Raw genomic sequence first — 24566 nt, 5'->3', positions numbered from 1 at the left:
CATTTTCAAAAAAGCCATAATTTAGTACGCTTAAACACATACTATTTACTTGTGAATTATATAAAAAAAAGAATTCTTATTTTACTCTCTATTGGATTCACATTGAGTGTTTTAGGACAATCAAAAATTAAAGGAAAGATTATTGACAGAGACAATGGGACAGCATTATCAAACGTACAAATAACAAACCTTAGCACAAAAACTATGACAGTATCCAATTTAAATGGAACCTTTGAAATCAAAGGAACCAGCAAATATTCGTTAAAAAAAGAAGGTTACTTTGAAAAAATTCTCGAATTAAAAAATAAGGCATATTACATTATTCAACTAGATATAAATCCTTCTCAATTAAATGAAGTCATTATCAACTCAAATCACATTCCTAAAAAACTAAAAAAAGCAACAACTTCTATCGGCATTATTCCTTTAAAAGATATCGAATTTGGTAATGATATTAATATAGCCTCCATTTTAAATAGAACCCCTGGAGTCTTCATGCAAAGTGGTGCTCTTAATACCAACCGAATTACGATTAGAGGTATTGGTTCCAGAAACTTATTCGGAACTGCTAAAATAAGAGCCTATTTTAAAGACATTCCTTTAACAACTGGTAGCGGAGAAACTACTATTGAAGATTTCGAATTAAATACCATATCTCGTTTCGAAATTATTAAAGGTGCTACTTCTAGCATCTACGGAGCCGGTCTGGGTGGTACTATACATATAACACCAAAAAATGCCTTTTTAAATCAATCTACCATAAATACAAGAGTATCTGTGGGATCTTTTGGATTATTAAAAGGCACTGTAAATGTAAATCATGGCACTGCAACTAACAGTTTTAGAGCCATATATAGCAATACACATAGTGATGGTTATCGTGAAAACAATGAATACGATAGACAGACTTTTACCATAAACACAAACCATCACATAAATGAAAAAAACGAATTGCACTTTTTAGCCAGTTATATTGACTTAAAGGCCTTTATTCCTAGTTCAATTAACGAAGAAACCTATCTAAACAATCCAAAATCCGCTGCATTTACATGGAAACAGGCTCAGGGATTTGAAGATTATAAACGTGGGATTTTTGGCTTATCCTGGAATCATCAATATAGCAGTTCTATAAAACAAATAACCAGCATATTTACCTCTTTTCATGATGGTTATGAACCTAGGCCTTTCAATATTTTAAAAGAACACACTTTGGCTACAGGTATTCGAAGTCGAATTTTAGGCAATACCAAACTTTTCGGTAAAACTTTCAACTGGACACTTGGGGGCGAATTTTTCAGAGACACCTATAAATATGGAACGTTTGAAAACTTATATAGGGATTTTCCTGATGATACTGGAAGTGTTGAAGGCAATCGATTATCAAATTTCAAAGAAAAAAGAAATTATCATAACTTATTCTTTGAAACTAACTATGACCTTTCAGAAAAAACAACGCTTTCAGTAGGCCTGAATTTAAATCAAACCTCATATCATTTAAATGACAAGTTTCCTGCTTCAGAAAATAACCCCGATCAATCTGGTGACTTCAAATTTAAAAACATTGTATCTCCAAAGTTTGGTATATCTCATCTTTTATCCAAGAATACTAGCGTATATTCAAACATTAGCCATGGCTTCTCTCCAATTACATTAAATGAAACATTACTACCAGACGGACAACTAAACACGGCTCTTAAACCAGAAACTGGATGGAATTTTGAAATTGGTACGCGAGGCACTTTAATAAACAATCGTTTACAATTCAATGTAGCGCTTTATCGTTTAGCCATTAAAAATCTTTTGGTGTCTCGCAGAACGACTCAGGATGACTTTATTGGAATAAATGCCGGAAGTACACAACATGACGGATTAGAATTATCATTGAATTATGAATGGTTACAAAAAGAAACCATATCCATAAACTCATTTGCAAATTACACGCTCAATAATTTTAAATTTAAAGAATTCATTGATGAAGACACTAATTTTTCGGGCAATGATTTAACTGGTGTACCTTCAAGTATATTTAATGCTGGAATAGATATAGAATCGTCCTTTGGAATTTATGGAAATATTAATGTTCAATATGTAGGCGACATGCCCATTACAGATAGTAATAACCTATATTCAGACAGTTATAGTTTAACAAACTTTAAAATCGGATACAAAACATCTCTTAATAAAAAGCTAAACTTAAATATTTTCTTAGGGATAAATAATATCTTTGATAAAGCCTATGCCTCACAAATTTTAATAAATGCATCTGGTTTTAACGGTAATGCACCAAGGTATTATTATCCAGGTAACCCTGTGAATTATTATACTGGAGTGCATATAAATTATATGTTTTAGGGCATTTTTAAACAAAAAACTATGAAAAATATTTTTTCCCTTTTATCAATAATCCTTATCTCATGCATGTCATGTGCGCAACAAACAGAATCTGAAGTCAAAGCAGAAACTCCTGATAACATTGAATATACAACCGAAGTAATTGTTCCCGATTTAAATATTCCCTGGGGCATGATCTTTTTACCAGACGGCAGTATGCTTATTACTGAAAAAACTGGCGAACTTATTCATTTTAAAAACGGTACAAAAACAAGTATTGAAGGCTTGCCTGAAATATATGTAAGAGGTCAGGGCGGTTTAATGGATATAAAATTGCACCCTGATTATAAAAACAACGGATGGATCTATATATCCTATGCATCGTCTGAAGGCAATGAAGATGGAGGTAACACAGCCATTTTAAGAGCCAAGCTAAATAACAACACGCTGGTTGAGCAACAATTACTTTATAAAGCTGATCCAAACACAAAAAAAGGGCAACATTGGGGATCACGTATTGAATTTGATAACGAAGGGTACTTATATTTTTCAATTGGAGATAGAGGTAATAGAGATGTAAACCCACAAGATCTCACCCGAGATTGTGGAAAGATATATCGATTAAATGACGATGGAAGCATCCCACAAGACAACCCCTTTATAAATACTGTCAATGCAAAAACTTCAATATATAGTTATGGCCATAGAAATCCACAAGGCATGATAAAAAACCCAATCACTGGAGCTATTTGGGTTAATGAACATGGACCGCGAGGGGGAGACGAAATTAATATCATACAAAAAGGAAAAAATTTTGGATGGCCAGTCATCTCATACGGCATTAATTATAGTGGTACAACCTTTACAGATATCACTCATAAAGATGGCATGGAACAACCTTTGTTTTATTGGGTGCCTTCTATTGCACCTAGTGGTATGACCTTTGTTTCTTCAGATATATATCCAAACTGGAAAGGGAATGTTCTGGTTGGCTCCTTAAAGTTTGAATACATTGAAAGGCTCGTATTGGAAAACAATGAGGTGATAAAACGTGAAAAATTATTTGAGGGCATAGGTCGTGTTAGAAATGTATTAGAAGCCCCAGATGGATATATTTATGCGGCTATAGAAGGTTTAGGCATTGTTAAAATTATTCCAGAAAATTAAAAAGGCACATATGAAGTTAATCACAGTAAGTTTAATAACGCTGTCTTCAGTAATTATTTTTTCTACAAACCAAAATAATAAAACACAGACAGACCCCTTAAAAGAAAGTATACAAAGGGGGCAAGAAATATATACCGATTTTTGTGTGTCTTGTCATTTACCAAATGGTAAAGGTGTAGAAAAAGTATATCCTCCATTAGCCAACTCAGACTATCTTATAAAAAATCGAGAAGCTAGCATTAGAGGGATTAAATATGGGCAAAAAGGTAAAATTGTTGTTAATGGACAAACATATAATGGCTTTATGGCTCCTATGGGGTTAAGTGATGATGAAGTTGCCGATGTTATGAATTATATCACAAATAGTTGGGATAATAAAAATGATGAAATAGTAACTGAAGAAGAAGTCTCAAAAATTAAAAAATAAGCGGTTTCACATTTAAATAACTTTACATTTAACTAACTTTGTAAAAGCTAACTAAACTAAATTAATAATGCTTATAATTGGAATCGCAGGTGGTACTGGCTGTGGTAAGACCACAGTTGTAAACCAGATTTTAAATGAACTACCCGAAGGTGAAGTTGGCGTTATTTCACAAGATTCCTATTATAAAGATACCACGCACTTATCCTATGAAGAGCGTATAAAAATAAATTTTGATCATCCACGTTCTATCGATTTTGATCTTTTAGCAGATCATTTAAAAGAGCTCAAAAATAATAACCCCATACACCAACCCGTGTATTCTTTCGTTAAGCATAATAGAACTGGTGATATTATTTTAACGCACCCTAGAAAGGTCATGATTGTTGAAGGTATATTAATTTTAACAAATCCAGAATTACGGGATATGTTTGATATTAAAATATTTGTACATGCAGATACAGACGAACGTTTAATAAGACGTTTAAAGCGTGATATTTCTGAACGTGGCAGAGACTTAGATGAAGTTCTAGTAAGGTATCAAACAACATTAAAACCTATGCATGATCAATTTATTGAACCTATGAAAGAATACGCAGACATCATAATACCGAACAATAAATATAATACAGTAGCTGTAGACATTGTTAAAACCATCATAAACGAAAAACTATAAATGGCACTATTAAAACATAAGATTTTCAAGCCTTTTAAGAATTGGTTCATCTTAATTTTAACCGCCTTTATCATTTGGATGTTATTTTTTGATGATAACTCGTGGATTATACATCATGAATTAAATACAGATGTAGAAGCTTTAGAAAACGAAAAAGAATATTATAAGAAAGAAATAGAAAAAGACAATAAAGCAATAAAAAAGCTTAGCACAAAAGATGGTTTAGAAAAATTTGCCCGCGAAGAATATTTTATGAAACGTGATAACGAAGAAATCTACATTATAGAATACGAAGACAGTTTAAAAACTAAAAAGAATGAGTAATAAGTTGTTTAAAGAATTTGATTCGGTTTCAGCTAAACAATGGAAACAAAAAATACAATTCGACTTAAAAGGCGCTGATTATAATGACACATTGGTTTGGCAAACTAATGAAGATATATCTGTAAAACCATTTTATCATGCAGACGATTTTAAAGAACAACCCAAAATTTCTAACTCAGAAACTACAACATGGAATATTTGTCAATTTATCTTTGTCTCTAATGCTAAAAATGCTAATCAAAAAGCAATTGATGCTATAGAAAGAGGTGCCGAAAGTATTAAATTCATCATACCTTCAGAGACTATCTTAATTAACGATTTGCTAGAAAATATTAATCCAGCATCAACTCCACTCTATTTTGAGTTACAATTTCTTTCAGAAACATATGTAAAGCAATTAACAGCCATTCTATCAGATACAAGTACCTACATCTACACAGATATCATAAACAACCTGGCAAAAAGTGGAAACTGGTATCATAACTTAAAAGACGATTTCTCTAAGTTTAAAGCTATAACAACACACACAAAGTCACTTTTAGTAGATGCCTCTCTTTATCAAAATGCAGGAGCAAATATCGTACAGCAATTAGCATATACTTTGGCTCATGCCAATGAGTATTTAAATTGTTTTGAAAACGATAACAATATCTTATCTACATTAGAAATAAACTTTAACGTTTCCGTGAGTACAAATTACTTTTTTGAAATTGCAAAATTACGTGCATTACGTATTCTTTGGGAGGTACTGGCTGCCGAATACAATGTTAATACTAATTGCCATATTCTAGCAACACCCACAAAGCGTAACAAAACATTATATGATTATAACACCAACATGCTACGTACAACAACAGAATGTATGAGCGCTATTCTTGGAGGTGCAAATAGTATCTATAATTTACCCTATGATGCCATTTACCATAAGGACAATGAATTTGGAGAACGTATTTCAAGAAATCAGCTACTAGTTTTAAAACATGAAAGTTATTTTGATATCGTAAAAAACCCATCCGATGGCACTTTTTATATAGAATCCTTAACCGATCAACTAGCAGAAAAAGCGCTTGATTTATTCAAAAATATTGAAGAAAATGGTGGTTTTTTAAAACAGTTAAAAGAAGGCACGATTCAACGAAAAATTAAAGAAAATGCATCCAAAGAAGATGTTCAGTTCAATGCAGGAGAGAACATACTGTTGGGCACTAACAAACACCCAAATGCAGATGATACAATGAAACAAGAATTAGAACTTTATCCTTTTGTAAAAACAAATCAAAGAAAAACATTAATTGAACCCATAATTGAAAAACGATTAGCAGAAAAAATAGAACAAGAACGATTAAAAAATGAACACTAAAATGAATCCGAATTTTAACTTTATCGCACTTTTATTAGTAATTACTTTATCAAGCTGTAAAAACGAAAACACATTATCAGAATACAAACATGCAGACCTACCTGTTGTATTAACATGTGGTGATTTTAATTCAAAACTTTATCATGAAGCATTATATGCTTTCGAAAGTGATATTTTGCATCATTATAGTAACGCTAAAAAAACAGCATCTCAAACGCAGTCTTACAACTTGTTTGTAAGAGATGCTACCTACGGAAGAGCAAAATATGAAGACATAGTCTCTGAGCATACATACAAAGTATTTCAGGCTCTAAAAAATGAAAATACATTATGGGATGCTAATAACACTAAGAGCCATTTAAACTACAATAGTACTATCATAAATTGTATAGCTGAAAATATACAAGATACCGCTTTAAAAACAACTTTTAATTCGCTAATAACAACAAATAGCATGAGTCCTAAATTATTTGGAGCTCCCTTAATGAGCAAATACAGAACAGCTCTTAAAGACAAATATTTAGCAACTTATATCGCATTAGATTTGTTTTATTCAAAGCTTTTTGATGTCGATTTTTCTAAAATTAATTTTAACAAACCAGAATCTAAAGTAGATTTTAATAAGAAACCAGAATAGTATTGAGAAAAGATCTTCAACATATTAAAATAAGCAGAAAGCCCAAAGAGTCTAAAGCCAAAAAGCCGGAAGTTTTTTCCACTGCCGAAGGCATAGAAGTCAAATCATTCTATACAAAAGATGATATTAAAGACTTAGAACATCTTGGATTTGTTGCAGGAATTGCACCAAATTTAAGAGGGCCTTACAGTACCATGTATGTTAGAAGACCTTGGACGATTAGGCAATATGCAGGCTTTAGTACAGCAGAGGAAAGCAATGCATTTTATAAACGTAATTTAGCTGCAGGACAAAAGGGATTGTCTGTAGCATTCGATTTAGCCACTCATAGAGGGTATGATAGTGATCATGAACGTGTGGTTGGAGATGTTGGAAAAGCGGGGGTTGCTATCGATTCTGTCGAAGACATGAAAATGCTGTTCAATGAAATTCCACTAGATAAAATGTCAGTTTCCATGACCATGAATGGCGCTGTACTACCTATAATGGCATTTTATATAGTAGCAGCCGAAGAACAAGGCGTTAAACCAGAACAACTTGCAGGAACCATTCAAAATGATATTTTAAAAGAGTTTATGGTGCGTAATACATACATCTATCCACCAACACCTTCTATGAAAATCATTTCAGATATTTTTGAATATACCAGTAAAAATATGCCCAAGTTTAATAGTATTAGTATCTCAGGGTACCATATGCAAGAAGCTGGAGCAACCTGCGATATTGAATTAGCTTATACGCTCGCAGATGGTTTAGAATATATTAGAAAAGGGCTCGCAGCTGGTATGGATATAGATACTTTTGCACCTCGGCTCTCTTTCTTTTGGGCCATAGGTATGAATCATTTTATGGAGATCGCTAAAATGCGAGCTGCACGTATACTTTGGGCAAAATTGGTAAAACAATTTAATCCAAAAAACGAAAAATCCTTAGCCTTACGTACACATTGCCAAACCAGTGGTTGGAGTTTAACAGAACAAGATCCTTTCAATAATGTGGCGAGAACAACTATAGAAGCCGCAGCAGCAGCTTTTGGTGGCACTCAAAGTTTACATACCAATGCATTGGACGAAGCGATTGCTTTACCAACCGATTTTTCTGCACGTATAGCCAGAAATACACAAATATATTTACAAGAAGAAACAAAAATAACCAAAACTGTAGATCCTTGGGCAGGAAGTTATTATGTTGAAAAACTAACACACGACATCGCTCAAAAAGCATGGTCTTTAATTGAAGAGGTTGAAGCTTTAGGAGGCATGACAAAAGCTATTGAAGCTGGTATTCCAAAAATTCGAATTGAAGAAGCTGCGGCGAAAAAGCAAGCCCGCATAGATTCAGGGCAGGATATCATTGTTGGAGTCAATAAATATAGACTTGAAGAAGAAGCCGCAATATCAACCCTTGAAGTCGACAACCAAACAGTTAGAAACCAACAAATAGAACAATTAAATAGGATCAAAATTGACAGAAATTCAGAAAAAGTTAATACGGCGCTTTCAAAATTAACTGAAGCCGCAAAATTTTCCTTAAATTCGAACACATCAAATTCAAAAGATTCTGATGTAAATCAGGATATGAATTTATTAGCTTTAGCAGTAGAAGCTGCTAGGGAACGGGCTACTCTCGGAGAAATTAGTGATGCCTTAGAAGTTGAATTTGGACGTTATAAGGCACAAATAAAATCATTTTCTGGCGTGTATAGTAAAGAAATAAAAGACGACGAATCCTTTAAAAAAGCACAACAATTAGCCGATGTTTTTGCTGAGCAAGATGGAAGAAGACCCCGTATTATGATTGCAAAAATGGGACAAGACGGTCATGACCGTGGCGCTAAAATAGTAGCCACTGGTTATGCGGATGTTGGTTTCGATGTAGACATTGGTCCATTATTTCAAACACCTCAAGAAGCTGCAAAACAAGCTGTAGAAAACGACGTGCATATTTTAGGAGTTTCTTCGCTGGCTGCTGGTCACAAAACCTTAGTCCCACAAGTTATTGAAGCCTTAAAATCCTATGGTCGGGATGACATTATGGTTATTGTCGGTGGCGTTATACCAAAACAAGATTATAAATACTTATTTGATACTGGTGCTATAGCCGTATTTGGTCCTGGAACCAAAATTAGTGATGCAGCTATTAAGATTTTAGAAATCCTAATCGATTAATGTTTGAGTGACATTTGTCAATTTAGAGTTGTTTCGTAGACCAAAATTCGTATAACTAACACGGTTTAGATGTAAGAATTTAAAAACACTCAAAAGCTATAATATCGATAAAACGAATGATTTGTAGGACGATCCTCTTCTTTAGTGGAAATTATCAGTAATTTCCGTGAATTATCCCCTAAAATAATCGTACTTTTATTCTCCCCTATCTTAAAGAACTAATGAACAAAATAATTGCAATCGCTAATCAAAAAGGAGGCGTTGGTAAAACAACTACATCTATAAATCTGGCAGATGCATTAGGTATTCTTGAGAAAAAAGTACTTTTAATAGACTTAGACCCTCAAGCAAATGCAACTTCGGGCGTTGGCCTTGTTCCTGCAGATATTAGATATAGTAGCCAAAGTTTTTTCACTAACACATTTAAAGCTCAAAATAATATTATAAAACCAGAATTTGCACATTTTGATTTTATACCCTCCAACATACGTCTGGCATCTATAGAAATAAATAGATCAAAATCTATTGATTTATTTATGCTAAAAACTGGGCTTTCTAGTGTTATAGAAAATTATGAATATATTATTATAGATTGCTCTCCATCATTTGGATTATTAACGCTTAATGCTTTAACAGCATGCCATTCTGTAATCATACCCGTACAATGCGAGTTTTATGCATTAGAAGGTTTAAGCAAATTACTTGTAACTATAAAAAGCATCAAAAAATCATCCAATCCAGATATAGATATTGAAGGTCTATTAGTTACTATGTTCGATTCAAGAACAAGTTTATCAAACCAATTACGAATAGAATTAACAAAACATTTTAAATCCATGGTTTTTGAGACAACCATACGAAGAAATGTTAAGCTACGAGAAGCTCCTAGTTACGGCTTAAGCATCATAAAATATAATCCAGATAGTATTGGAGCAGAAAATTATTTGAATTTAGGGTCAGAATTAATAAACAAAAACAAAGTAACCTCTACAAATTCGAAACTTGAAAAAGACCTATCTAAAATATTAACACATGATAGTGAAGATGTAGATTATATTATAAAAGGATCCACAAACGCAAATGACAAAAAAGAGGAAGATTACAGTCACTTAATAGGTTTAAAAAGAGAAGAAATAAATAATATATTAGGATTCTCTTATAATGATATCCATTCGGATGTATGGATGTATAGAACCAGTACATCATTTAGCTTAATGAAAAAAAACTATTTGTATTTATATTTTGAAAACGAAAAAATTGTAGAATATAAACTCACAACATTTAAAATAAACAAGATTCAATAGTTATTATTAAAAATAGATTAATACTGAACTCATTTAGACTTTTTGGATTTAAGCGAAAATTAGAAGTTTTTGCCTATGTTGAAGACTTTTTTGAGTTGTATAGCAGAGCTACGGAAGGAAAAAAAGACAAAAACAGAGCTGAAAACAGCCATTTTTTAGCAAATTGAAAAAGTCTAAATGAGTTCACTGTTTTTTTTATCAAAAATCATTACCTTTCGCTCATATTTTTTTATACAAAAAGCTTATATAAAATATAACAAAACCAAATCATTTCATGGGTAAAATTATTGCAATTGCTAATCAAAAAGGAGGTGTTGGTAAAACAACAACGTCTATAAATTTAGCAGCTTCACTTGGAGTTCTGGAAAAAAAAGTATTATTAATAGATGCTGACCCTCAGGCAAATGCAACTTCAGGAATCGGAATAGATATCGACTCTATAGAAATAGGAACCTACCAACTTTTAGAGCACTCTAATTCGGTTAGAGAAACTATTATGAAAACGGAATCGCCTAACCTAGACATTATTCCTGCACATATTGACTTAGTTGCTATTGAAATAGAACTTGTTGATAAAGATGCACGCGAATACATGTTAAAAAAGGCTTTAGCTGATATTCAAAACGATTACGATTATATTTTAATTGATTGTGCCCCATCATTAGGTCTACTAACATTAAACGCTTTAACAGCAGCTGATGCGGTTGTAATACCAATACAATGTGAATATTTTGCATTGGAAGGATTAGGAAAACTATTGAATACCATAAAAAGTGTTCAAAAAATTCATAATCCAGAACTGGATATTGAAGGCCTATTATTAACGATGTACGATGCGCGATTAAGATTATCTAATCAAGTTGTTGAAGAAGTTCAAAAACATTTTAACAACATGGTGTTTCAAACCATTATTCAGCGTAATGTACGGCTAAGTGAAGCTCCAAGTTATGGAGAAACTATAATTAATTATGATGCCAGTAGTAAAGGTGCTAACAATTACTTAAGTTTGGCAAAAGAAATTATCAATAAAAATTCCTAAGTATTATGGCTAAGGCAACAAAAAAACAAGCTTTAGGTAGAGGTTTATCTGCATTATTAAAAGATCCTGAAAACGATATTCAATCGGTACAGGACAAAAACGCCGATAAAGTTATTGGGAATATAGTTGAATTGGATATTGACTCCATTGAAGTTAATCCTTTTCAACCACGTACTAATTTTAGTGAAGAATCCTTACGTGAATTAGCATCATCTATTAAAGAATTAGGGATTATTCAACCTATTACTGTTAGGAAGTTAGATTTTAACAACTTTCAGTTAGTTTCTGGAGAGCGTCGTTTTAGAGCTTCTAAATCAATAGGTTTAAAAACAATTCCTGCTTACATTAGAATTGCCAATGATCAGGAATCACTAGAAATGGCATTGGTTGAAAACATTCAACGCCAAGATTTAGATCCTATTGAAATTGCCTTATCATATCAACGTTTAATTGATGAAATCAATTTAACACAAGAACAAATGAGTGAGCGTGTTGGAAAAAAACGCTCCACCATAGCAAATTACTTACGTCTATTAAAGCTGGATCCAATTATCCAAACAGGCATGCGTGATGGTTTTATTTCTATGGGACACGGACGTGCCATCATTAATATTGAAGACACAACCATACAACTAGATATTTACGAAAAGATACTATCAAATAAACTCTCTGTTAGAGAAACTGAAAACCTAGTTCGTAACTTTAATGATACTCAAGTAGTAGAAGTTGCACCTAAAAAAGAAAAAACTGAAGACACCCCTAAATTTATAAAAAAAGGTATTAGCACATTTTCTGAATACTTTGGACATAAAATTGACGTTAAAGTTTCTAAAAATGGAAAAGGAAAAATTACGATTCCATTCCATTCTGAAGAAGATTTTAATCGTATTAAAAAATTAATTGACGGTGCCAAGTAAATATCTAATAGCTAGTATTTTTGCATTTTTATTTTGTTTTTCAACAATAGCACAAGAAAAAGAAAAGAAAAGAAAAAAACATTCAAAAGAAATTGTTATAGATTCTATTATAGAAGTTAAAGATCCTATAAACCCCTTATCTCCTGCCAAAGCGGCATTCTATTCAGCCATATTACCAGGACTGGGTCAAGCCTACAATAAAAAATATTGGAAAATCCCATTAGTTTATGGTGCTATTGGTACAGGAGTTTATTTTTATGTGAGAAATAACAGAGAATATAATAGATATAGAGATGCTTACAAGAGGAGGTTAGCTGGTTTCGAAGATGATGAATTTTATTTCTCTAACGGCGTGCGATTAACAGATCCGAGAGTTTCTACAGAAAGTTTAGAAAGAGGACAAAAGTTTTTTAGAAAAAACAAAGAAATTGCTCTTTTGGTAACCGTAGGCCTTTATGCTTTAAATATAATTGATGCCAATGTAGACGCTCATTTATTACAATATAACGTAGATGAAAACTTATCACTTGCACCACATTACAAATTCAACGAATTAGATGCAACCAGCAATCTCGGATTAACTTTAAATTTTAAATTTTAGATGAATATAGCTTTACTTGGTTACGGAAAAATGGGAAAAACCATTGAACAAATTGCCATCAAGCGGGGACATAATATCATATTAACAGTCGATAAAGACGACAAAGATTACGATATTACAAGAGCAGACGTAGCCATCGATTTTAGTATTCCTACCGTAGCATATAATAATATCTCTAACTGTCTGAATAATCAAGTACCTGTTATCTCAGGAACAACAGGCTGGTTAGACAATTATGATAATGCTGTCGCTTTATGCAAAGAGAAAAAAGGAGCATTTATTTATGCATCAAATTATAGTTTAGGAGTTAACATATTTTTCGAGCTTAATAAAACGCTTGCAAAAATGATGAGTACACTTAAACAATACAATGTTAGTATGGAAGAAATTCACCATACACAAAAACTAGATGCACCAAGTGGCACAGCTATCTCTTTAGCTAACGATATTATTTCGCAACACACTAGTTATGATAACTGGAAATTAAATGAAAGCGATGAAACCACAATTCCAATAGTTTCAAAACGTATTGAAGATGTTCCTGGAACTCATTCAATTAATTACGAAAGCGAAGTAGACACTATTTCTATAGAACATATTGCACATACAAGACAAGGGTTTGCCTTAGGTGCGGTAATTGCGGCAGAATGGATCGTTGGAAAAACGGGTGTTTTTACAATGAACGATGTGTTAAATATTGGTTAATACTTGATGAATCTGTAACAACGTTAATAGGTTTGACTACTAACAAAAAATTAAAATTTTAAGATTATGACACTTACGCAATGGTTTATATTCATATTGATTATTCAAGTAATTCATGGCTTAGGTACTTGGAAACTTTACACAAAAGCAGGTCATCAAGCTTGGAAAGCGTTTGTACCTGTATATAATGGTATTGTTTTGTTGAAAATTATAAGCCGCCCTTGGTGGTGGATCATCTTATTATTTTTACCAATAGTAAACCTTATTATGTTTCCAGTCGTTTGGGTAGAAACCGCCAGAAGTTTTGGAAAAAATATGCCTGTAGATACTTTTTTAGCTATTGCAACACTTGGTTTCTACAATTATTATCTAAATTACGTAGCAGACGTTACCTATGTTGATAACAGAAGTTTACAACCTAAAACATCAGGGGGAGACTGGGTTAGCTCCATTTTATTTGCTATTGTAGCTGCAACTATAGTTCATACATACTTCATACAACCTTTTACAATACCATCATCATCATTAGAAAAATCTTTACTAGTTGGAGACTTCCTTTTTGTAAGCAAATTTCATTATGGCGCCAGAATACCTATGACAACTGTTGGAGCCCCTATGGTGCATGACACCATTCCTAAATTAGGAACAAAATCGTACCTATTTAACGACAACTTTGAAGAAAGAAAAACGTCTTGGATAAATAAATTGCAATTACCATATTTAAGATTTCCAGGATTCGAAAAAATAGACAGAAATGAAATAGTCGTTTTTAATCAACCAGCAGATACGTTGCTGGATATGAATGATTTTCATCCAGATAGAAACTATTACAAACCTATTGATAAAAAAACCAACTTGGTAAAACGATGTGTCGCTGTTGCTGGTGATTCATTAGAAGTTAGAAATGGTTATGTATATATAAATGGGAAACAAAATGTATTGCCAGATAGAGCTCATTTACAATTTAGTTACTATGTACAACCAAAAACGAGTCAATTCAACGCAAAATATCTTAAAGATCGTTATGATATAACGGATCATTTTGGAATCATAAATCAACAAAACACGTACTACTTTTCAGCAGTTTCGGATGAAGCACTAGCAAAGTTTAAAAATCATCCTAATGTTGCTAGTATTACACCAAATAAAAAAGAAAAAGGTGTAAGAGATCCTAACATCTTTCCTCATGATCCTAATTATAAATGGAATGTTGATTTTTTCGGACCTTTATATATACCAGAGGAAGGAAAAACGATTGATATAAACTTAGAAGTATTACCATTATACAAACGAGTCATTACCGAATATGAAGGTAATGATTTACGAGTAGAAGGAAATCAGATTTTTATTAACGGAGAAGTAGCAAAAACGTATACTTTCAAACAAAATTATTATTGGATGATGGGGGATAATCGCCATAACTCTATTGATGCACGTGCTTGGGGGTTTGTTCCTTTTGACCATGTTGTTGGAAAACCAGTATTTATTTGGATGAGTTGGGATGGTTTAAAAAACCCACGCTGGGAACGTTTCTTTACAACAGTTAGCGGTAGCGGTAAAGCGACCTCTTTTCTTATTCCATTTCTTGTCTTATTATTTGGATGGATTGGATTTAACAAATGGAGAACACGTAAAAAAGCGAATAGTTAAATTTATTATTCCTGCGAAGGCAGGAATCTTATGAATTGAAACCTGAATTTTATTAAGTAGATTCCTGCTATAGTTTATCTTGAGCGAAGACGAAAGGCAGGAATGACAATTGATAAATAATGAACATTATTATCCATCCAACATATTTTCCTAGCATAGCACATTTTGTCGCCATGATAAAAGCTAAGACTATTGTGTATGAAACAGATGATAATTTTCTAAAACAAACTTACAGGAATCGTACCCATATCTACGGAGCTAACGGGAAACTTACTTTAAACATTCCTGTAATTCATTCACAAAAAAACCGTCAAAAATACCGTGATGTAAAAATATTTAACGAAGAAAAATGGCAAAGCCTTCATTGGAAATCATTACTTTCTGCGTATAGAACATCTCCTTTTTTTGAATATTATGAAGACGAACTCCAACCTTTGTTTAACACAAAAATGGACTATATTCTAGATTATAATTTTAAATGTCTTCAAGTTATTTGTGATTGCTTACAATTAGAACTGAATACATCTAAATCTGAAACTTTTCAAAAAATAGTTGATGATAAAACAGATTTCAGAAGTTTAGTTAATGCCAAAAAAGAGCCCTATCAAAATTTCGACACCTACACTCAGGTATTTAACAACAAACATGGTTTTATCCCCAACCTAAGTATTTTAGATCTACTTTTTAATGAAGGCCCAAATACTTTAAACTATTTAGAATCTCAAACCCTAATAACTCAATAATGCTACAAACTACTGTTCATTATGGGTGCCATATTTTAATTCCTCTGGCTGTTGCGTTAATTTGGTATAAACCCAATTGGCAGTTAGCCTTTTTTATTATGTTTTCTGGTATGAGTATCGATTTAGATCACTTGCTAGCAAATCCCGTTTTTGATCCTAATAGGTGTAGTATTAATTTTCATCCGCTACACTCCTATTATGCCATGGTAATATACCTTATTCTTTTACTACCAAAAAAGACACGTCTAATTGGTTTAGGTTTGGTAATACATATTATATCTGATATTGTAGATTGTTCGTTCATGTAAAATAATGATATAAACATTCGCAGAATTTGCACAGAGATTAAATAAAATAAATAGATTACAGTTTAAATAATAAGCTTTCAATTACTAACACTGAGGTTTCTCACTGTTCGTCAAAACTAAGCGTAGTCATGATAGGATAATGATCTGAGTAATGCTCATTAAAAGTCTTAAAACCATTTACAGAAAATGCTTTGTCGGCGAAAATAAAATCAATTCGTATAGGGAAAAATCTAAAATCGTAAGTACGCCCAAACCCGTTACCAGCTTCTTTAAACGTATCGTTTAAATCACTTTTAATTTTTCTATACACATAAGAGAATGTTGTGTTATTAAAATCCCCACAAATAATCATTTTGTATGTGCATTGTTTTTTATGCAATAAAAATAACTCTGTCTGAAACTGCTGCATTTTAAAAGTAGCTCCAATACGATTAAAAAGGCGTTCGGAATCTTCATTTTTAAGCGTTTCAACGTTCGTATTTATACGCAATGACTCTAAGTGAATATTATATATCCTAATAGTATCTGTTCCTTTTATAACATCGGCAAAAATAGCATTGTTAGCTGTATCTGGAAACTCAATCGAGCCTGAGTTTACAATAGGGTATTGCGAGAAAATAGCTTGCCCATATCTTGTTTTGCTTCCAGAAAGTTTTTCATATTTATACTTAAAAAAAGAAAGATTTATATTTTCATGAGGGTGGTACTCTTGAATACTTAAAATGTCTGGAGCTTGTGTCTTAATAAAATCGACAATTTTGTTTTCTACATTTTTTTCAGGAATCCAATCGTAAAGGTTAAATAACCTAACATTGTAATTCATAATCTTTATATTATTATGGTTTTCTACAGTTTTTGAAGAAGAAAACTTGTATAAAGAGCCAAAAGAAATATACCCTATACAAAGGACAAATAATGATAATATTAATTGTCTTTTAAGCTTTATTAACCAGTATAAAAAGAATAATGCATTAATTAGTATTAAAAGTGAAACACCTAAATTTAGTACTGATAATATAGAAAATGTCTTTGGTGGTAAAAACGGTAAGGCAAATGAAAGTAACAGCAAAACAGCCACAATTACATTTATGAAATAGATAATTTTATTAATAAAACTTAGTTTTTTCATAGTATCATTCGAAGACCATTAATCTATGAACAAAATTATGCTTTGAGTTTATCTATTCATTTTATTAGAAAGCGAATAGATAAATTAATTTTGTTTTAGATTAAGCTAATCAATTGAATCCCTCTTAAATATTAAAATTCTAAAATCTGAAGCTTTTAATTCACTGGGAAGATAAAATATAAATATTTTCTTACTAAAAATTTTCGATTAACGAATGAATTCCTCCCACTAAATCCACGATTATTTATTGCCCCTCTTTGATAATGCTATTTTCCTGCTTTAAATAAAAATTCTTTTTCCTCGGCAGTTAGACTATCATAACCACTTTTACTTATCTTATCTAAAATAACGTCTATTTTCTTTTGATTATTAAACTCATTAAAATCAGATTTAGTATACCCTCCTACTTTAGATTTATTTTTATGAACTGTTTTTAAAGGTCCTTTTTTCGATGATTTAAAAAACCCTAAAATCAGATCGACTAAGCCTTCAAAACCTCTGCCTATATCATTACCTTTTAATAATTGTTTTGCGTAAAAATAGCCTAACAAAACACCTCCAAGATGTGCTAAGTTACCACCTGGATTTCCTCCTATTGGGTCATTAATACCAGAAAACACCCCAAAAACATCAATTACTGTAATAGCCACTCCAACATACCAGAGTTTTAAATTAAATGTAAAAAAGCGAATCTCTTGATTAGGCATATAAGCACAAAGAAAAATCAATAAAGCTCTAATTGCAGCTGAAGCACCTAACAAACTTGAATTTGTTTGAAATACATTAGGAAACACTGTATAACATAACATATACAGCAAACCTCCAGCCATAGCACCTAAAAAATAAATATTTAGTGCCATTTTAGGACTAAATAGATTTAAAAGCATACGTCCGATAAAGTAAAGCCAAAGCATATTAAAAAAAAGATGCCAAAAATCGTAATGTAAAAAAGCATAAGTAATAATCGTCCAAGGTTTTACTATAAAATCAGCAAAGTCACTAGGTAATTCAAACCAGCGTAAATTAGATTTTAAAAGTAGCCCTAATACAAAAACAATAGCGTTAATAACTATAATTTTTTCTAGAACATTAAGTCTAGACAATTTATCTTTTATGTCTTGAGAGAGCGAAGTCATTAATTCCAGCGGTTTCTATTAAATTGTGTTTTTTTCCAGTACCACATAATTAAAAAACCTGTTATTGCTCCACCAACGTGTGCCATGAATGCTGTATTACTTGGACTAAAAAAGGATTGCCCCGTTAAACCAGAAACTAAATCTAGAATAATAATGCCTGGAATAAAATATTTTGCTTTAATAGGAATTGGTAAAAATATCATCATGAGTTCAGCATTAGGATTCATCATACCAAATGCCGCTAAAATCCCCATAATACATCCCGAAGCTCCTACCATAGAAGCATAATAAATCTCATTAAACTCTTGTCCTATAGCTCTAAACACTTTACCTTCTTTGAAAACTTCTATGATTTGTTCATGGTTAAAACCTAAATTAAAGGCTTCAGCTTCCATAGGCAAATATTTAAAATAGTAATATCCAGTTTGTAAAGCAACTGCTCCTAGCCCTGCAGATATATATATAAATAAAAACCGTTTAGAACCTAAAGTCTGCTCTACTGGCGTACCAAACATCCAAAGCGCAAACATATTAAATAAAATATGTGTTACTCCTCCATGCATAAACATATGTGTGATAATTTGCCAAGGTTGAAATGCTTCGTTCTTAGGAAAATGCATCGCAAACCAATCATAAAACAAAACACCTTCTCCTATTGCTAAAGTACCTATAAACATAATCACATTAATGATTAATAGATGTTTAACAGTTTCTGAAATCCTCATCATAATCTATAAAAATTTTTTATCCAATTCGTCAACGCTTAGTGTTATAAATGTTGACCTGTTAGTAGGTGAAATGTTTGGTTCTTTACAAGCAAACAACTTATTAACCAAATGCTCTTGTTCATCTTTTTGTAATGACTGTCCAGTCTTAATTGCCAAACTTTTAGCCATAGACTTGGCCAACAAATCGGTAGCACTAAAATTACTATCTGGCACTTCATTTTCTACATCGCTAATTAATTGCTCTAAAATAATAGATACTTCACTTTCAGGCACCGAAACTGGAACGCCTGTTATTTCAAGTGACTCATCATTAAAGTTTGAAAACACAAATCCAGTATTCTCTAAATCGTCTTTTAACTGCTTTACAATGGTAATTTCTTGAGTTGAAAAATGCAGTTGAAGTGGAAATAATAATTGTTGACTTATCGCTTCTTTAACGGTCATATTTTTTAGAAGCTCTTCATATAAAATACGCTGGTGAGCCCGATGTTGGTCTAAAACTAACATCCCCGATTTAATAGTACTGACAATATATTTATTATGAAGTTGATACGTTGTATTTACTTGCTCTATTTGTTTTTCATCATCAAAAATAGAAGGTGTAGATTCTTCACTTTCAAAATGCACTTCACTAAAATCTTGATGTGTTTTTGTTCCTTTAGATTCTAATCCAACATAAAGGTTTTCCCAGCTTGCAATAGGTTCTTTTTTATAGGTCGTAGAACTTACCGTCTTAGGTTTAGTCTCATCCTGAAATGGGTTAAAACTTCTATCTACTTCTACTTTAGGCACTTTGGTTTCACCTCCTTTATAGTCATACGGCGTATCAAGATTAGGATCACGTTCAAAATCTAAAACAGGTGCTATATTAAATTGACCCAAACTATGCTTAACAGCAGAACGCAATAAGGCATACAACGTATGTTCGTCATCAAACTTAATCTCTGTTTTTGTTGGATGTATATTAATATCGATAGTTTGCGGATCTACTTCTAAATTTAAAAAATAACTTGGATGTGTACCGCTTTTTAATAGCCCATCAAATGCAGAAGCAATAGCATGATTTAAATAGGCACTTTTAATAAAGCGGTTATTAACGAAAAAATACTGTTCACCTCTTGTTTTCTTAGCAAATTCTGGCTTACCAACAAATCCTGAAATTTTTAAAACCTCAGTATCCTCTTCTACAGGGACTAGCTTTTCATTTGTTTTATTCCCAAAAATATTAACTATACGCTGTCTATAGTTACTTACTGGTAAATTAAAAGATTCACTTCCATTGTTGTACAAAGCAAAGCTAATATTGGGATGTGCTAAAGACACACGATGAAATTCGTCAATAACATGGCGTAATTCAACAGTATTCGATTTTAAAAAATTACGTCTTGCTGGGATATTAAAGAAAAGATTCTTTACAGAAATTGAGGTTCCTTTAGGTGTTACCACAACGTCTTGTGATACTACATCACTACCCTCAATGACAATGCTAGTTCCAACATCGTCTTGTTCTTGCTTTGTTTTTAACTCAACATGCGCAATGGCAGCTATACTAGCTAAAGCTTCACCCCGAAATCCTTTTGTATGTAATTGAAATAAATCATCGGCAGTACGAATTTTAGAGGTAGCGTGACGCTCGAAACTTAAACGAGCATCCGTAACACTCATACCCTTTCCGTCATCAATAACTTGTATTAATGTCTTTCCTGCATCTTTTATTATGAGTTTAATAGCTGAAGCCCCTGCATCAATAGCGTTTTCCAGCAACTCTTTAACAACCGATGCTGGGCGTTGTACAACCTCTCCTGCAGCTATTTGGTTAGCTACATGATCGGGTAAAAGCTGGATAATGTCTGCCATGTATTACTTTGAAAAGAATATAGATAAATCGAAATCGATGATAAAAAGAAATACTAAAACAAGAATGCCAACAATTATTAAAACACGTCTGTTAACATTACTATCTGGATTATTTTTTAAATCATCTAAAGCATTATTGAATTTTGTTTTTAAGCCTTTATTACTACCAACGGTCGTTCTATGTTCATCAAACTTATGTTTAATTTCAAAAGGATTCCCTTCCCCTTTATCATCAAAATAACGAGGTGTGTAACTAAACTTTTTGTTTTTCCGTAATTTTAAAATTCCCATGATTTCTAAGCTTTAAGTTTACATGTATTTTTTTTCTAATAAATACATACAAAGCAATAATAATACCAAAACTAAAATTAAAGTTTTTACGGGCAAGGCTCCTTTAACATGAACATTACTTCCACTTTGTCGCCGCCATTTGGAAGAAAATTCTTTAGTATCAAAATTATCATCCAAACCCACATCTGTTCGATTTTCTTCAGAAAATCTAGGCTTATATTTAAAGGTTTTATTTTTACGTTGCTTAAACAAAATCTATAATGATCTTTATTCAAAAGTACTTAAAAATAGGCAGAAAACGGAAATTGAACTGCCAAAAATTGTTAACAAAACACCCTTTTCAGTAAAATTCAAATAACAATAACTCACTAATTATATTTAGTGAATACGGGGATTTGCAATTGCAAGTTTAAATTTTGTATTAGCTATTTTTACGCAGTTCTGCCATTTTAATAGCAGCAATAGCAGCTTCGGTACCTTTATTACCATGTTTACCACCAGAGCGCTCTATAGCCTGCTGCATATTATTATCTGTAAGCACACAGAATATTACTGGAGTTTCTCGAATAACATTCAAGTCTTTTATTCCTTGTGATACCGCTTCGCAAACAAAATCGAAATGTTTTGTTTCACCTTGTATAACACTACCAATAGCAATAACAGCATTGACCATTTGCTCTTGCATTTTTTTACAACCATAAATAAGCTCATAGCTGCCTGGAACATTCCATCTAATGATATTATTTGGAGATACGCCATGTTCTATTAACGTATTGTAAGCACCTTCATAAAGACCTTCAGTCACAGTATCATTCCACTCAGAAACAACAATCCCAAACCGAAATTTATTCGCGTTTGGGACTGTTGTTTTATCGTAATCGGATAAATTTTTATGTATCGTAGCCATATTATTTATTTGCCAATACTTGAGCTTTACCTATAAACACGTCTACTTTAGATGCTTCAGTTGAATTAGGATAATCCTCTTTAATTCTTTTAAAGTAAGTTAACGCCTTATCAGCTTTTCCTAAATCTAAAGCAATAGCTCCAGCTTTAAACAAATACATTGGTGTTGTATACTCATTATTACGCATTTCTGCTGCTTGCTCATAATACCCCAAAGCTTCTTCAGTCTGGTTTAACTGTACAAAAGCATCACCAATATTTCCTTTTGCAATAGGTGCTAATATTTCGTCATCACTTTTAAAATTCTCTAAATGCTCTACTGCTTTTTTATAATCTTTCAGCCTTAAATAAGCTGTTCCTGCATAGTAGCTCGCTAAATTAGCAGAAGGCGTACCACTGTACTCTTCTATAATATCTAACATACCAAATTTTCCTTCTCCACCATTTAAAGCTAAATTATACAAGGAATCTTTTTCAACACCAGTAACCGCTTGATCAAAATATTTTTGAGCTTGAAACATATCGTTCATTGCTGATTCCTGCTTAGGTTTTGCTATAAATTCTTTATAGCCTAAAAATCCTAAAACGATTATTGCAACGAGTCCTATAATTACAAAAATATATTTCTGATTCTTTTGAACAAATTCCTCTGTTTTTGAAGCAGTTTCATCAAGTGTATTAAAAACCTCTGCTGTAGTAGAGTCAGCTTCAATGTTTTGTTCTTTCTCTACTTTATTTTTTGGTTTGTATCCTCTTTTATTATAAGTCGCCATGTCTTCTGTTCTGTATTAATGCGCCGCAAAAATATAATTTTTCTTCATAACTAAAAGGGTATTTATTTGATATTTTTCAATAATTTGCACTTCTTTTTAAAGAGTTTAGCAACTAAATAGCCAATAATACCAATTAAACATTAAGATGTCTCATATAAATCGTTTCTTTTTTGCTTACTTTTCATTTAAAAATAAAACCGTAGCTATAGATATGCTTAGATTTTTAAACTCAATTAATCAAAAAAATAATTCAATCTATTTATAAGACATCTTAAAATTCAATTAGTATAAGTCGCTTATTATATGATTTTAAAATCGCTTTCGTTACTCAATTATAAAAATTTTGACAGTAAATCATTTACTTTCAACGATAAAATAAATTGCATTGTTGGCAATAATGGCATTGGAAAAACCAATATACTCGATGCTATTTATCATTTATCCTTCGGAAAAAGCTATTTTAACCCTGTAGCTACTCAAAATATAAAGCACGATGAAGACTTTTTTGTTATAAATGGTGATTATGAAAAAGATGATAAAACCGAAAAAATAATTATTAGCTTAAAGCGAGGCAAAAAAAAAGTTATTAAGCGCAATGCTAAAGCTTACGAAAAGTTTAGCGAGCACATTGGTTTTTTGCCATTAGTAATTATTTCTCCTGCCGATAGAGATTTAATTATTGAAGGGAGTGATACAAGACGAAAGTTTATAGATAGTGTTATCTCACAAAGCGACAAAACGTATTTAAGCCATTTAATTAATTATAATAAAGTACTAGCCCAACGCAATGCACTATTAAAATACTTCGCGCTAAATCACACCTTTAATAATGACACGTTAGAAGTTTATAACAATCAATTAACAGACTATGGAACTCGTATTTTTGAAAAGCGAGATGCTTTTTTAAAGGAATTTATTCCCATTTTTAAGTCGCGCTACGAAGCCATAAGCAATGGCAATGAAGTGGTAGACTTAAAATATCATAGTGATTTATTTGATGACGATTTAAATACCCTTTTAAAAAATATAATTAATAAAGACAAAGCCTTGCAATACACTAGTGTGGGTATTCATAAAGATGACCTTCATTTTAATATTTCAGAACATCCTATAAAAAAGTTTGGTAGTCAAGGACAACAAAAATCCTTTTTAATTGCTTTAAAATTAGCGCAGTTTGATTTTATAAAAGCACAAAGTGGTGTGAATCCTATTTTATTACTCGATGATATTTTTGACAAATTAGATGAACAACGTGTTTCTCAAATTATAAAATTAGTGGATGATGAAAATTTCGGGCAACTATTTATAAGCGATACCCATGCAGAACGTACAGAAGCGGCTGTAAAGCAAGTACATCAATCTTATGAAATTTTCAAATTGTAATTAGAATAT

The 24566-nt window shown here is 32.0% G+C and carries 24 protein-coding genes and 1 pseudogene; 17 read left to right on the top strand and 8 right to left on the bottom strand.

Annotated elements, in window-relative coordinates; all coding sequences use genetic code 11:
- Positions 1 to 51: 51 nt before the first annotated feature.
- From Q4Q39_RS01835 to Q4Q39_RS01760, 16 genes and pseudogenes are all read left to right on the top strand, one after another.
- The gene (locus tag Q4Q39_RS01835; protein ID WP_303280654.1) at positions 52 to 2352 is read left to right on the top strand and encodes a TonB-dependent receptor; all 2301 of its coding nucleotides are present in this window, start codon (positions 52 to 54) and stop codon (positions 2350 to 2352) included.
- 21 nt (positions 2353 to 2373) lie between these two features.
- Entirely contained in the window at positions 2374 to 3498 is a 1125-nt protein-coding gene (locus Q4Q39_RS01830; protein WP_303280653.1) for a PQQ-dependent sugar dehydrogenase, read from the top strand.
- Between the two features lie 10 nt (positions 3499 to 3508).
- A complete protein-coding gene (locus tag Q4Q39_RS01825; RefSeq protein ID WP_303280652.1) occupies positions 3509 to 3925 on the top strand; it encodes a c-type cytochrome in 417 nt (138 codons plus the stop codon).
- Between the two features lie 67 nt (positions 3926 to 3992).
- Positions 3993 to 4598, top strand: a complete 606-nt coding sequence (gene udk / locus Q4Q39_RS01820) for a uridine kinase (protein ID WP_303280651.1) — start codon at positions 3993 to 3995, stop codon at positions 4596 to 4598.
- On the top strand, positions 4599 to 4922 hold the full coding sequence (locus Q4Q39_RS01815; protein WP_303280650.1) for an FtsB family cell division protein: 324 nt from the start codon (positions 4599 to 4601) through the stop codon (positions 4920 to 4922).
- A complete protein-coding gene (locus tag Q4Q39_RS01810) occupies positions 4915 to 6282 on the top strand; it encodes a methylmalonyl-CoA mutase subunit beta (protein WP_303280649.1) in 1368 nt (455 codons plus the stop codon). The genes Q4Q39_RS01815 and Q4Q39_RS01810 overlap by 8 nt, the downstream gene beginning before the upstream one ends.
- Entirely contained in the window at positions 6272 to 6919 is a 648-nt protein-coding gene (locus Q4Q39_RS01805; protein WP_303280648.1) for a hypothetical protein, read from the top strand. The genes Q4Q39_RS01810 and Q4Q39_RS01805 overlap by 11 nt, the downstream gene beginning before the upstream one ends.
- A gap of 2 nt (positions 6920 to 6921) precedes the next feature.
- Positions 6922 to 9087 (top strand): methylmalonyl-CoA mutase, encoded by a 2166-nt coding sequence (gene scpA / locus Q4Q39_RS01800; RefSeq protein WP_303280647.1) that lies wholly within the window; start codon positions 6922 to 6924, stop codon positions 9085 to 9087.
- Between the two features lie 221 nt (positions 9088 to 9308).
- Positions 9309 to 10064 (top strand): annotated as a pseudogene (locus Q4Q39_RS01795) (ParA family protein); the annotation flags it as partial.
- A 601-nt stretch (positions 10065 to 10665) separates the two neighbouring features.
- Entirely contained in the window at positions 10666 to 11430 is a 765-nt protein-coding gene (locus Q4Q39_RS01790) for a ParA family protein (protein WP_303280646.1), read from the top strand.
- A 5-nt stretch (positions 11431 to 11435) separates the two neighbouring features.
- Positions 11436 to 12347, top strand: coding sequence for a ParB/RepB/Spo0J family partition protein (locus Q4Q39_RS01785; protein WP_303280645.1), 912 nt, complete (start codon positions 11436 to 11438; stop codon positions 12345 to 12347).
- Positions 12337 to 12948, top strand: coding sequence for a DUF5683 domain-containing protein (locus Q4Q39_RS01780; RefSeq protein ID WP_303280644.1), 612 nt, complete (start codon positions 12337 to 12339; stop codon positions 12946 to 12948). The genes Q4Q39_RS01785 and Q4Q39_RS01780 overlap by 11 nt, the downstream gene beginning before the upstream one ends.
- Positions 12949 to 13653: a 4-hydroxy-tetrahydrodipicolinate reductase gene (gene dapB, locus Q4Q39_RS01775; protein WP_303280643.1), complete on the top strand. Its 705-nt coding sequence runs from the start codon at positions 12949 to 12951 to the stop codon at positions 13651 to 13653.
- A gap of 66 nt (positions 13654 to 13719) precedes the next feature.
- Positions 13720 to 15303 carry a signal peptidase I gene (gene lepB / locus Q4Q39_RS01770; RefSeq protein ID WP_303280642.1) on the top strand — a complete coding sequence of 528 codons (1584 nt, stop codon included), beginning with the start codon at positions 13720 to 13722 and terminating at the stop codon, positions 15301 to 15303.
- 119 nt (positions 15304 to 15422) lie between these two features.
- A complete protein-coding gene (locus Q4Q39_RS01765) occupies positions 15423 to 16046 on the top strand; it encodes a WbqC family protein (RefSeq protein ID WP_303280641.1) in 624 nt (207 codons plus the stop codon).
- On the top strand, positions 16046 to 16354 hold the full coding sequence (locus tag Q4Q39_RS01760) for a DUF6122 family protein (RefSeq protein ID WP_303280640.1): 309 nt from the start codon (positions 16046 to 16048) through the stop codon (positions 16352 to 16354). The genes Q4Q39_RS01765 and Q4Q39_RS01760 overlap by 1 nt, the downstream gene beginning before the upstream one ends.
- A 100-nt stretch (positions 16355 to 16454) precedes the next feature.
- Here Q4Q39_RS01760 and Q4Q39_RS01755 read toward each other — a convergent pair whose 3' ends face one another.
- The 8 genes from Q4Q39_RS01755 to Q4Q39_RS01720 all read right to left on the bottom strand — a co-directional run bounded on the left by Q4Q39_RS01755 (position 16455) and on the right by Q4Q39_RS01720 (position 23174).
- Positions 16455 to 17483, bottom strand: a complete 1029-nt coding sequence (locus Q4Q39_RS01755; protein WP_303280639.1) for an endonuclease/exonuclease/phosphatase family protein — start codon at positions 17481 to 17483, stop codon at positions 16455 to 16457.
- 266 nt (positions 17484 to 17749) lie between these two features.
- On the bottom strand, positions 17750 to 18619 hold the full coding sequence (locus tag Q4Q39_RS01750) for a rhomboid family protein (RefSeq protein ID WP_303280638.1): 870 nt from the start codon (positions 18617 to 18619) through the stop codon (positions 17750 to 17752).
- The gene (locus Q4Q39_RS01745; RefSeq protein WP_303280637.1) at positions 18619 to 19347 is read right to left on the bottom strand and encodes a rhomboid family intramembrane serine protease; all 729 of its coding nucleotides are present in this window, start codon (positions 19345 to 19347) and stop codon (positions 18619 to 18621) included. Before Q4Q39_RS01745 ends, Q4Q39_RS01750 begins: the two co-directional genes overlap by 1 nt.
- Before the next feature lie 3 nt (positions 19348 to 19350).
- Complete coding sequence (gene mutL, locus Q4Q39_RS01740) at positions 19351 to 21204, bottom strand: DNA mismatch repair endonuclease MutL (protein ID WP_303280636.1); 1854 nt, start codon at positions 21202 to 21204, stop codon at positions 19351 to 19353.
- A gap of 3 nt (positions 21205 to 21207) precedes the next feature.
- The gene (locus Q4Q39_RS01735) at positions 21208 to 21495 is read right to left on the bottom strand and encodes a riboflavin synthase subunit beta (RefSeq protein ID WP_303280635.1); all 288 of its coding nucleotides are present in this window, start codon (positions 21493 to 21495) and stop codon (positions 21208 to 21210) included.
- 18 nt (positions 21496 to 21513) lie between these two features.
- Entirely contained in the window at positions 21514 to 21747 is a 234-nt protein-coding gene (locus tag Q4Q39_RS01730; protein WP_303280634.1) for a hypothetical protein, read from the bottom strand.
- Between the two features lie 169 nt (positions 21748 to 21916).
- Entirely contained in the window at positions 21917 to 22402 is a 486-nt protein-coding gene (gene ribH / locus Q4Q39_RS01725; protein WP_303280633.1) for a 6,7-dimethyl-8-ribityllumazine synthase, read from the bottom strand.
- A 1-nt stretch (position 22403) separates the two neighbouring features.
- Entirely contained in the window at positions 22404 to 23174 is a 771-nt protein-coding gene (locus Q4Q39_RS01720; RefSeq protein WP_303280632.1) for a tetratricopeptide repeat protein, read from the bottom strand.
- Between the two features lie 303 nt (positions 23175 to 23477).
- On the opposite strand from Q4Q39_RS01720, the gene recF reads away from it, so the two are divergent.
- A complete protein-coding gene (recF, locus tag Q4Q39_RS01715; protein ID WP_303280631.1) occupies positions 23478 to 24557 on the top strand; it encodes a DNA replication/repair protein RecF in 1080 nt (359 codons plus the stop codon).
- Positions 24558 to 24566 lie beyond the last annotated feature (9 nt).

The sequence above is a fragment of the Flavivirga amylovorans genome (genome assembly GCF_030540875.1).
GTDB classification, from domain to species: Bacteria; Bacteroidota; Bacteroidia; order Flavobacteriales; family Flavobacteriaceae; genus Flavivirga; species Flavivirga amylovorans.
This window is presented reverse-complemented; position numbering and strand designations above follow the sequence as displayed.

What these genes read in the sequence shown, in the direction of transcription:
- lepB (WP_303280642.1), top strand. Translation starts at nt 13,720, where the DNA reads ATGACACTTACGCAATGGTTTATATTCATATTGATTATTCAAGTAATT.
- Q4Q39_RS01805 (WP_303280648.1), top strand. Translation starts at nt 6,272, where the DNA reads ATGAACACTAAAATGAATCCGAATTTTAACTTTATCGCACTTTTATTA.
- Q4Q39_RS01825 (WP_303280652.1), top strand. Translation starts at nt 3,509, where the DNA reads ATGAAGTTAATCACAGTAAGTTTAATAACGCTGTCTTCAGTAATTATT.
- Q4Q39_RS01785 (WP_303280645.1), top strand. Translation starts at nt 11,436, where the DNA reads ATGGCTAAGGCAACAAAAAAACAAGCTTTAGGTAGAGGTTTATCTGCA.
- Q4Q39_RS01830 (WP_303280653.1), top strand. Translation starts at nt 2,374, where the DNA reads ATGAAAAATATTTTTTCCCTTTTATCAATAATCCTTATCTCATGCATG.
- Q4Q39_RS01745 (WP_303280637.1), bottom strand. Translation starts at nt 19,347, where the DNA reads ATGATGAGGATTTCAGAAACTGTTAAACATCTATTAATCATTAATGTG.
- Q4Q39_RS01760 (WP_303280640.1), top strand. Translation starts at nt 16,046, where the DNA reads ATGCTACAAACTACTGTTCATTATGGGTGCCATATTTTAATTCCTCTG.
- Q4Q39_RS01790 (WP_303280646.1), top strand. Translation starts at nt 10,666, where the DNA reads ATGGGTAAAATTATTGCAATTGCTAATCAAAAAGGAGGTGTTGGTAAA.
- Q4Q39_RS01810 (WP_303280649.1), top strand. Translation starts at nt 4,915, where the DNA reads ATGAGTAATAAGTTGTTTAAAGAATTTGATTCGGTTTCAGCTAAACAA.
- Q4Q39_RS01750 (WP_303280638.1), bottom strand. Translation starts at nt 18,619, where the DNA reads ATGACTTCGCTCTCTCAAGACATAAAAGATAAATTGTCTAGACTTAAT.
- mutL (WP_303280636.1), bottom strand. Translation starts at nt 21,204, where the DNA reads ATGGCAGACATTATCCAGCTTTTACCCGATCATGTAGCTAACCAAATA.
- ribH (WP_303280633.1), bottom strand. Translation starts at nt 22,402, where the DNA reads ATGGCTACGATACATAAAAATTTATCCGATTACGATAAAACAACAGTC.
- Q4Q39_RS01815 (WP_303280650.1), top strand. Translation starts at nt 4,599, where the DNA reads ATGGCACTATTAAAACATAAGATTTTCAAGCCTTTTAAGAATTGGTTC.
- recF (WP_303280631.1), top strand. Translation starts at nt 23,478, where the DNA reads ATGATTTTAAAATCGCTTTCGTTACTCAATTATAAAAATTTTGACAGT.
- Q4Q39_RS01735 (WP_303280635.1), bottom strand. Translation starts at nt 21,495, where the DNA reads ATGGGAATTTTAAAATTACGGAAAAACAAAAAGTTTAGTTACACACCT.
- Q4Q39_RS01720 (WP_303280632.1), bottom strand. Translation starts at nt 23,174, where the DNA reads ATGGCGACTTATAATAAAAGAGGATACAAACCAAAAAATAAAGTAGAG.
- Q4Q39_RS01765 (WP_303280641.1), top strand. Translation starts at nt 15,423, where the DNA reads ATGAACATTATTATCCATCCAACATATTTTCCTAGCATAGCACATTTT.
- Q4Q39_RS01755 (WP_303280639.1), bottom strand. Translation starts at nt 17,483, where the DNA reads ATGAAAAAACTAAGTTTTATTAATAAAATTATCTATTTCATAAATGTA.
- dapB (WP_303280643.1), top strand. Translation starts at nt 12,949, where the DNA reads ATGAATATAGCTTTACTTGGTTACGGAAAAATGGGAAAAACCATTGAA.
- udk (WP_303280651.1), top strand. Translation starts at nt 3,993, where the DNA reads ATGCTTATAATTGGAATCGCAGGTGGTACTGGCTGTGGTAAGACCACA.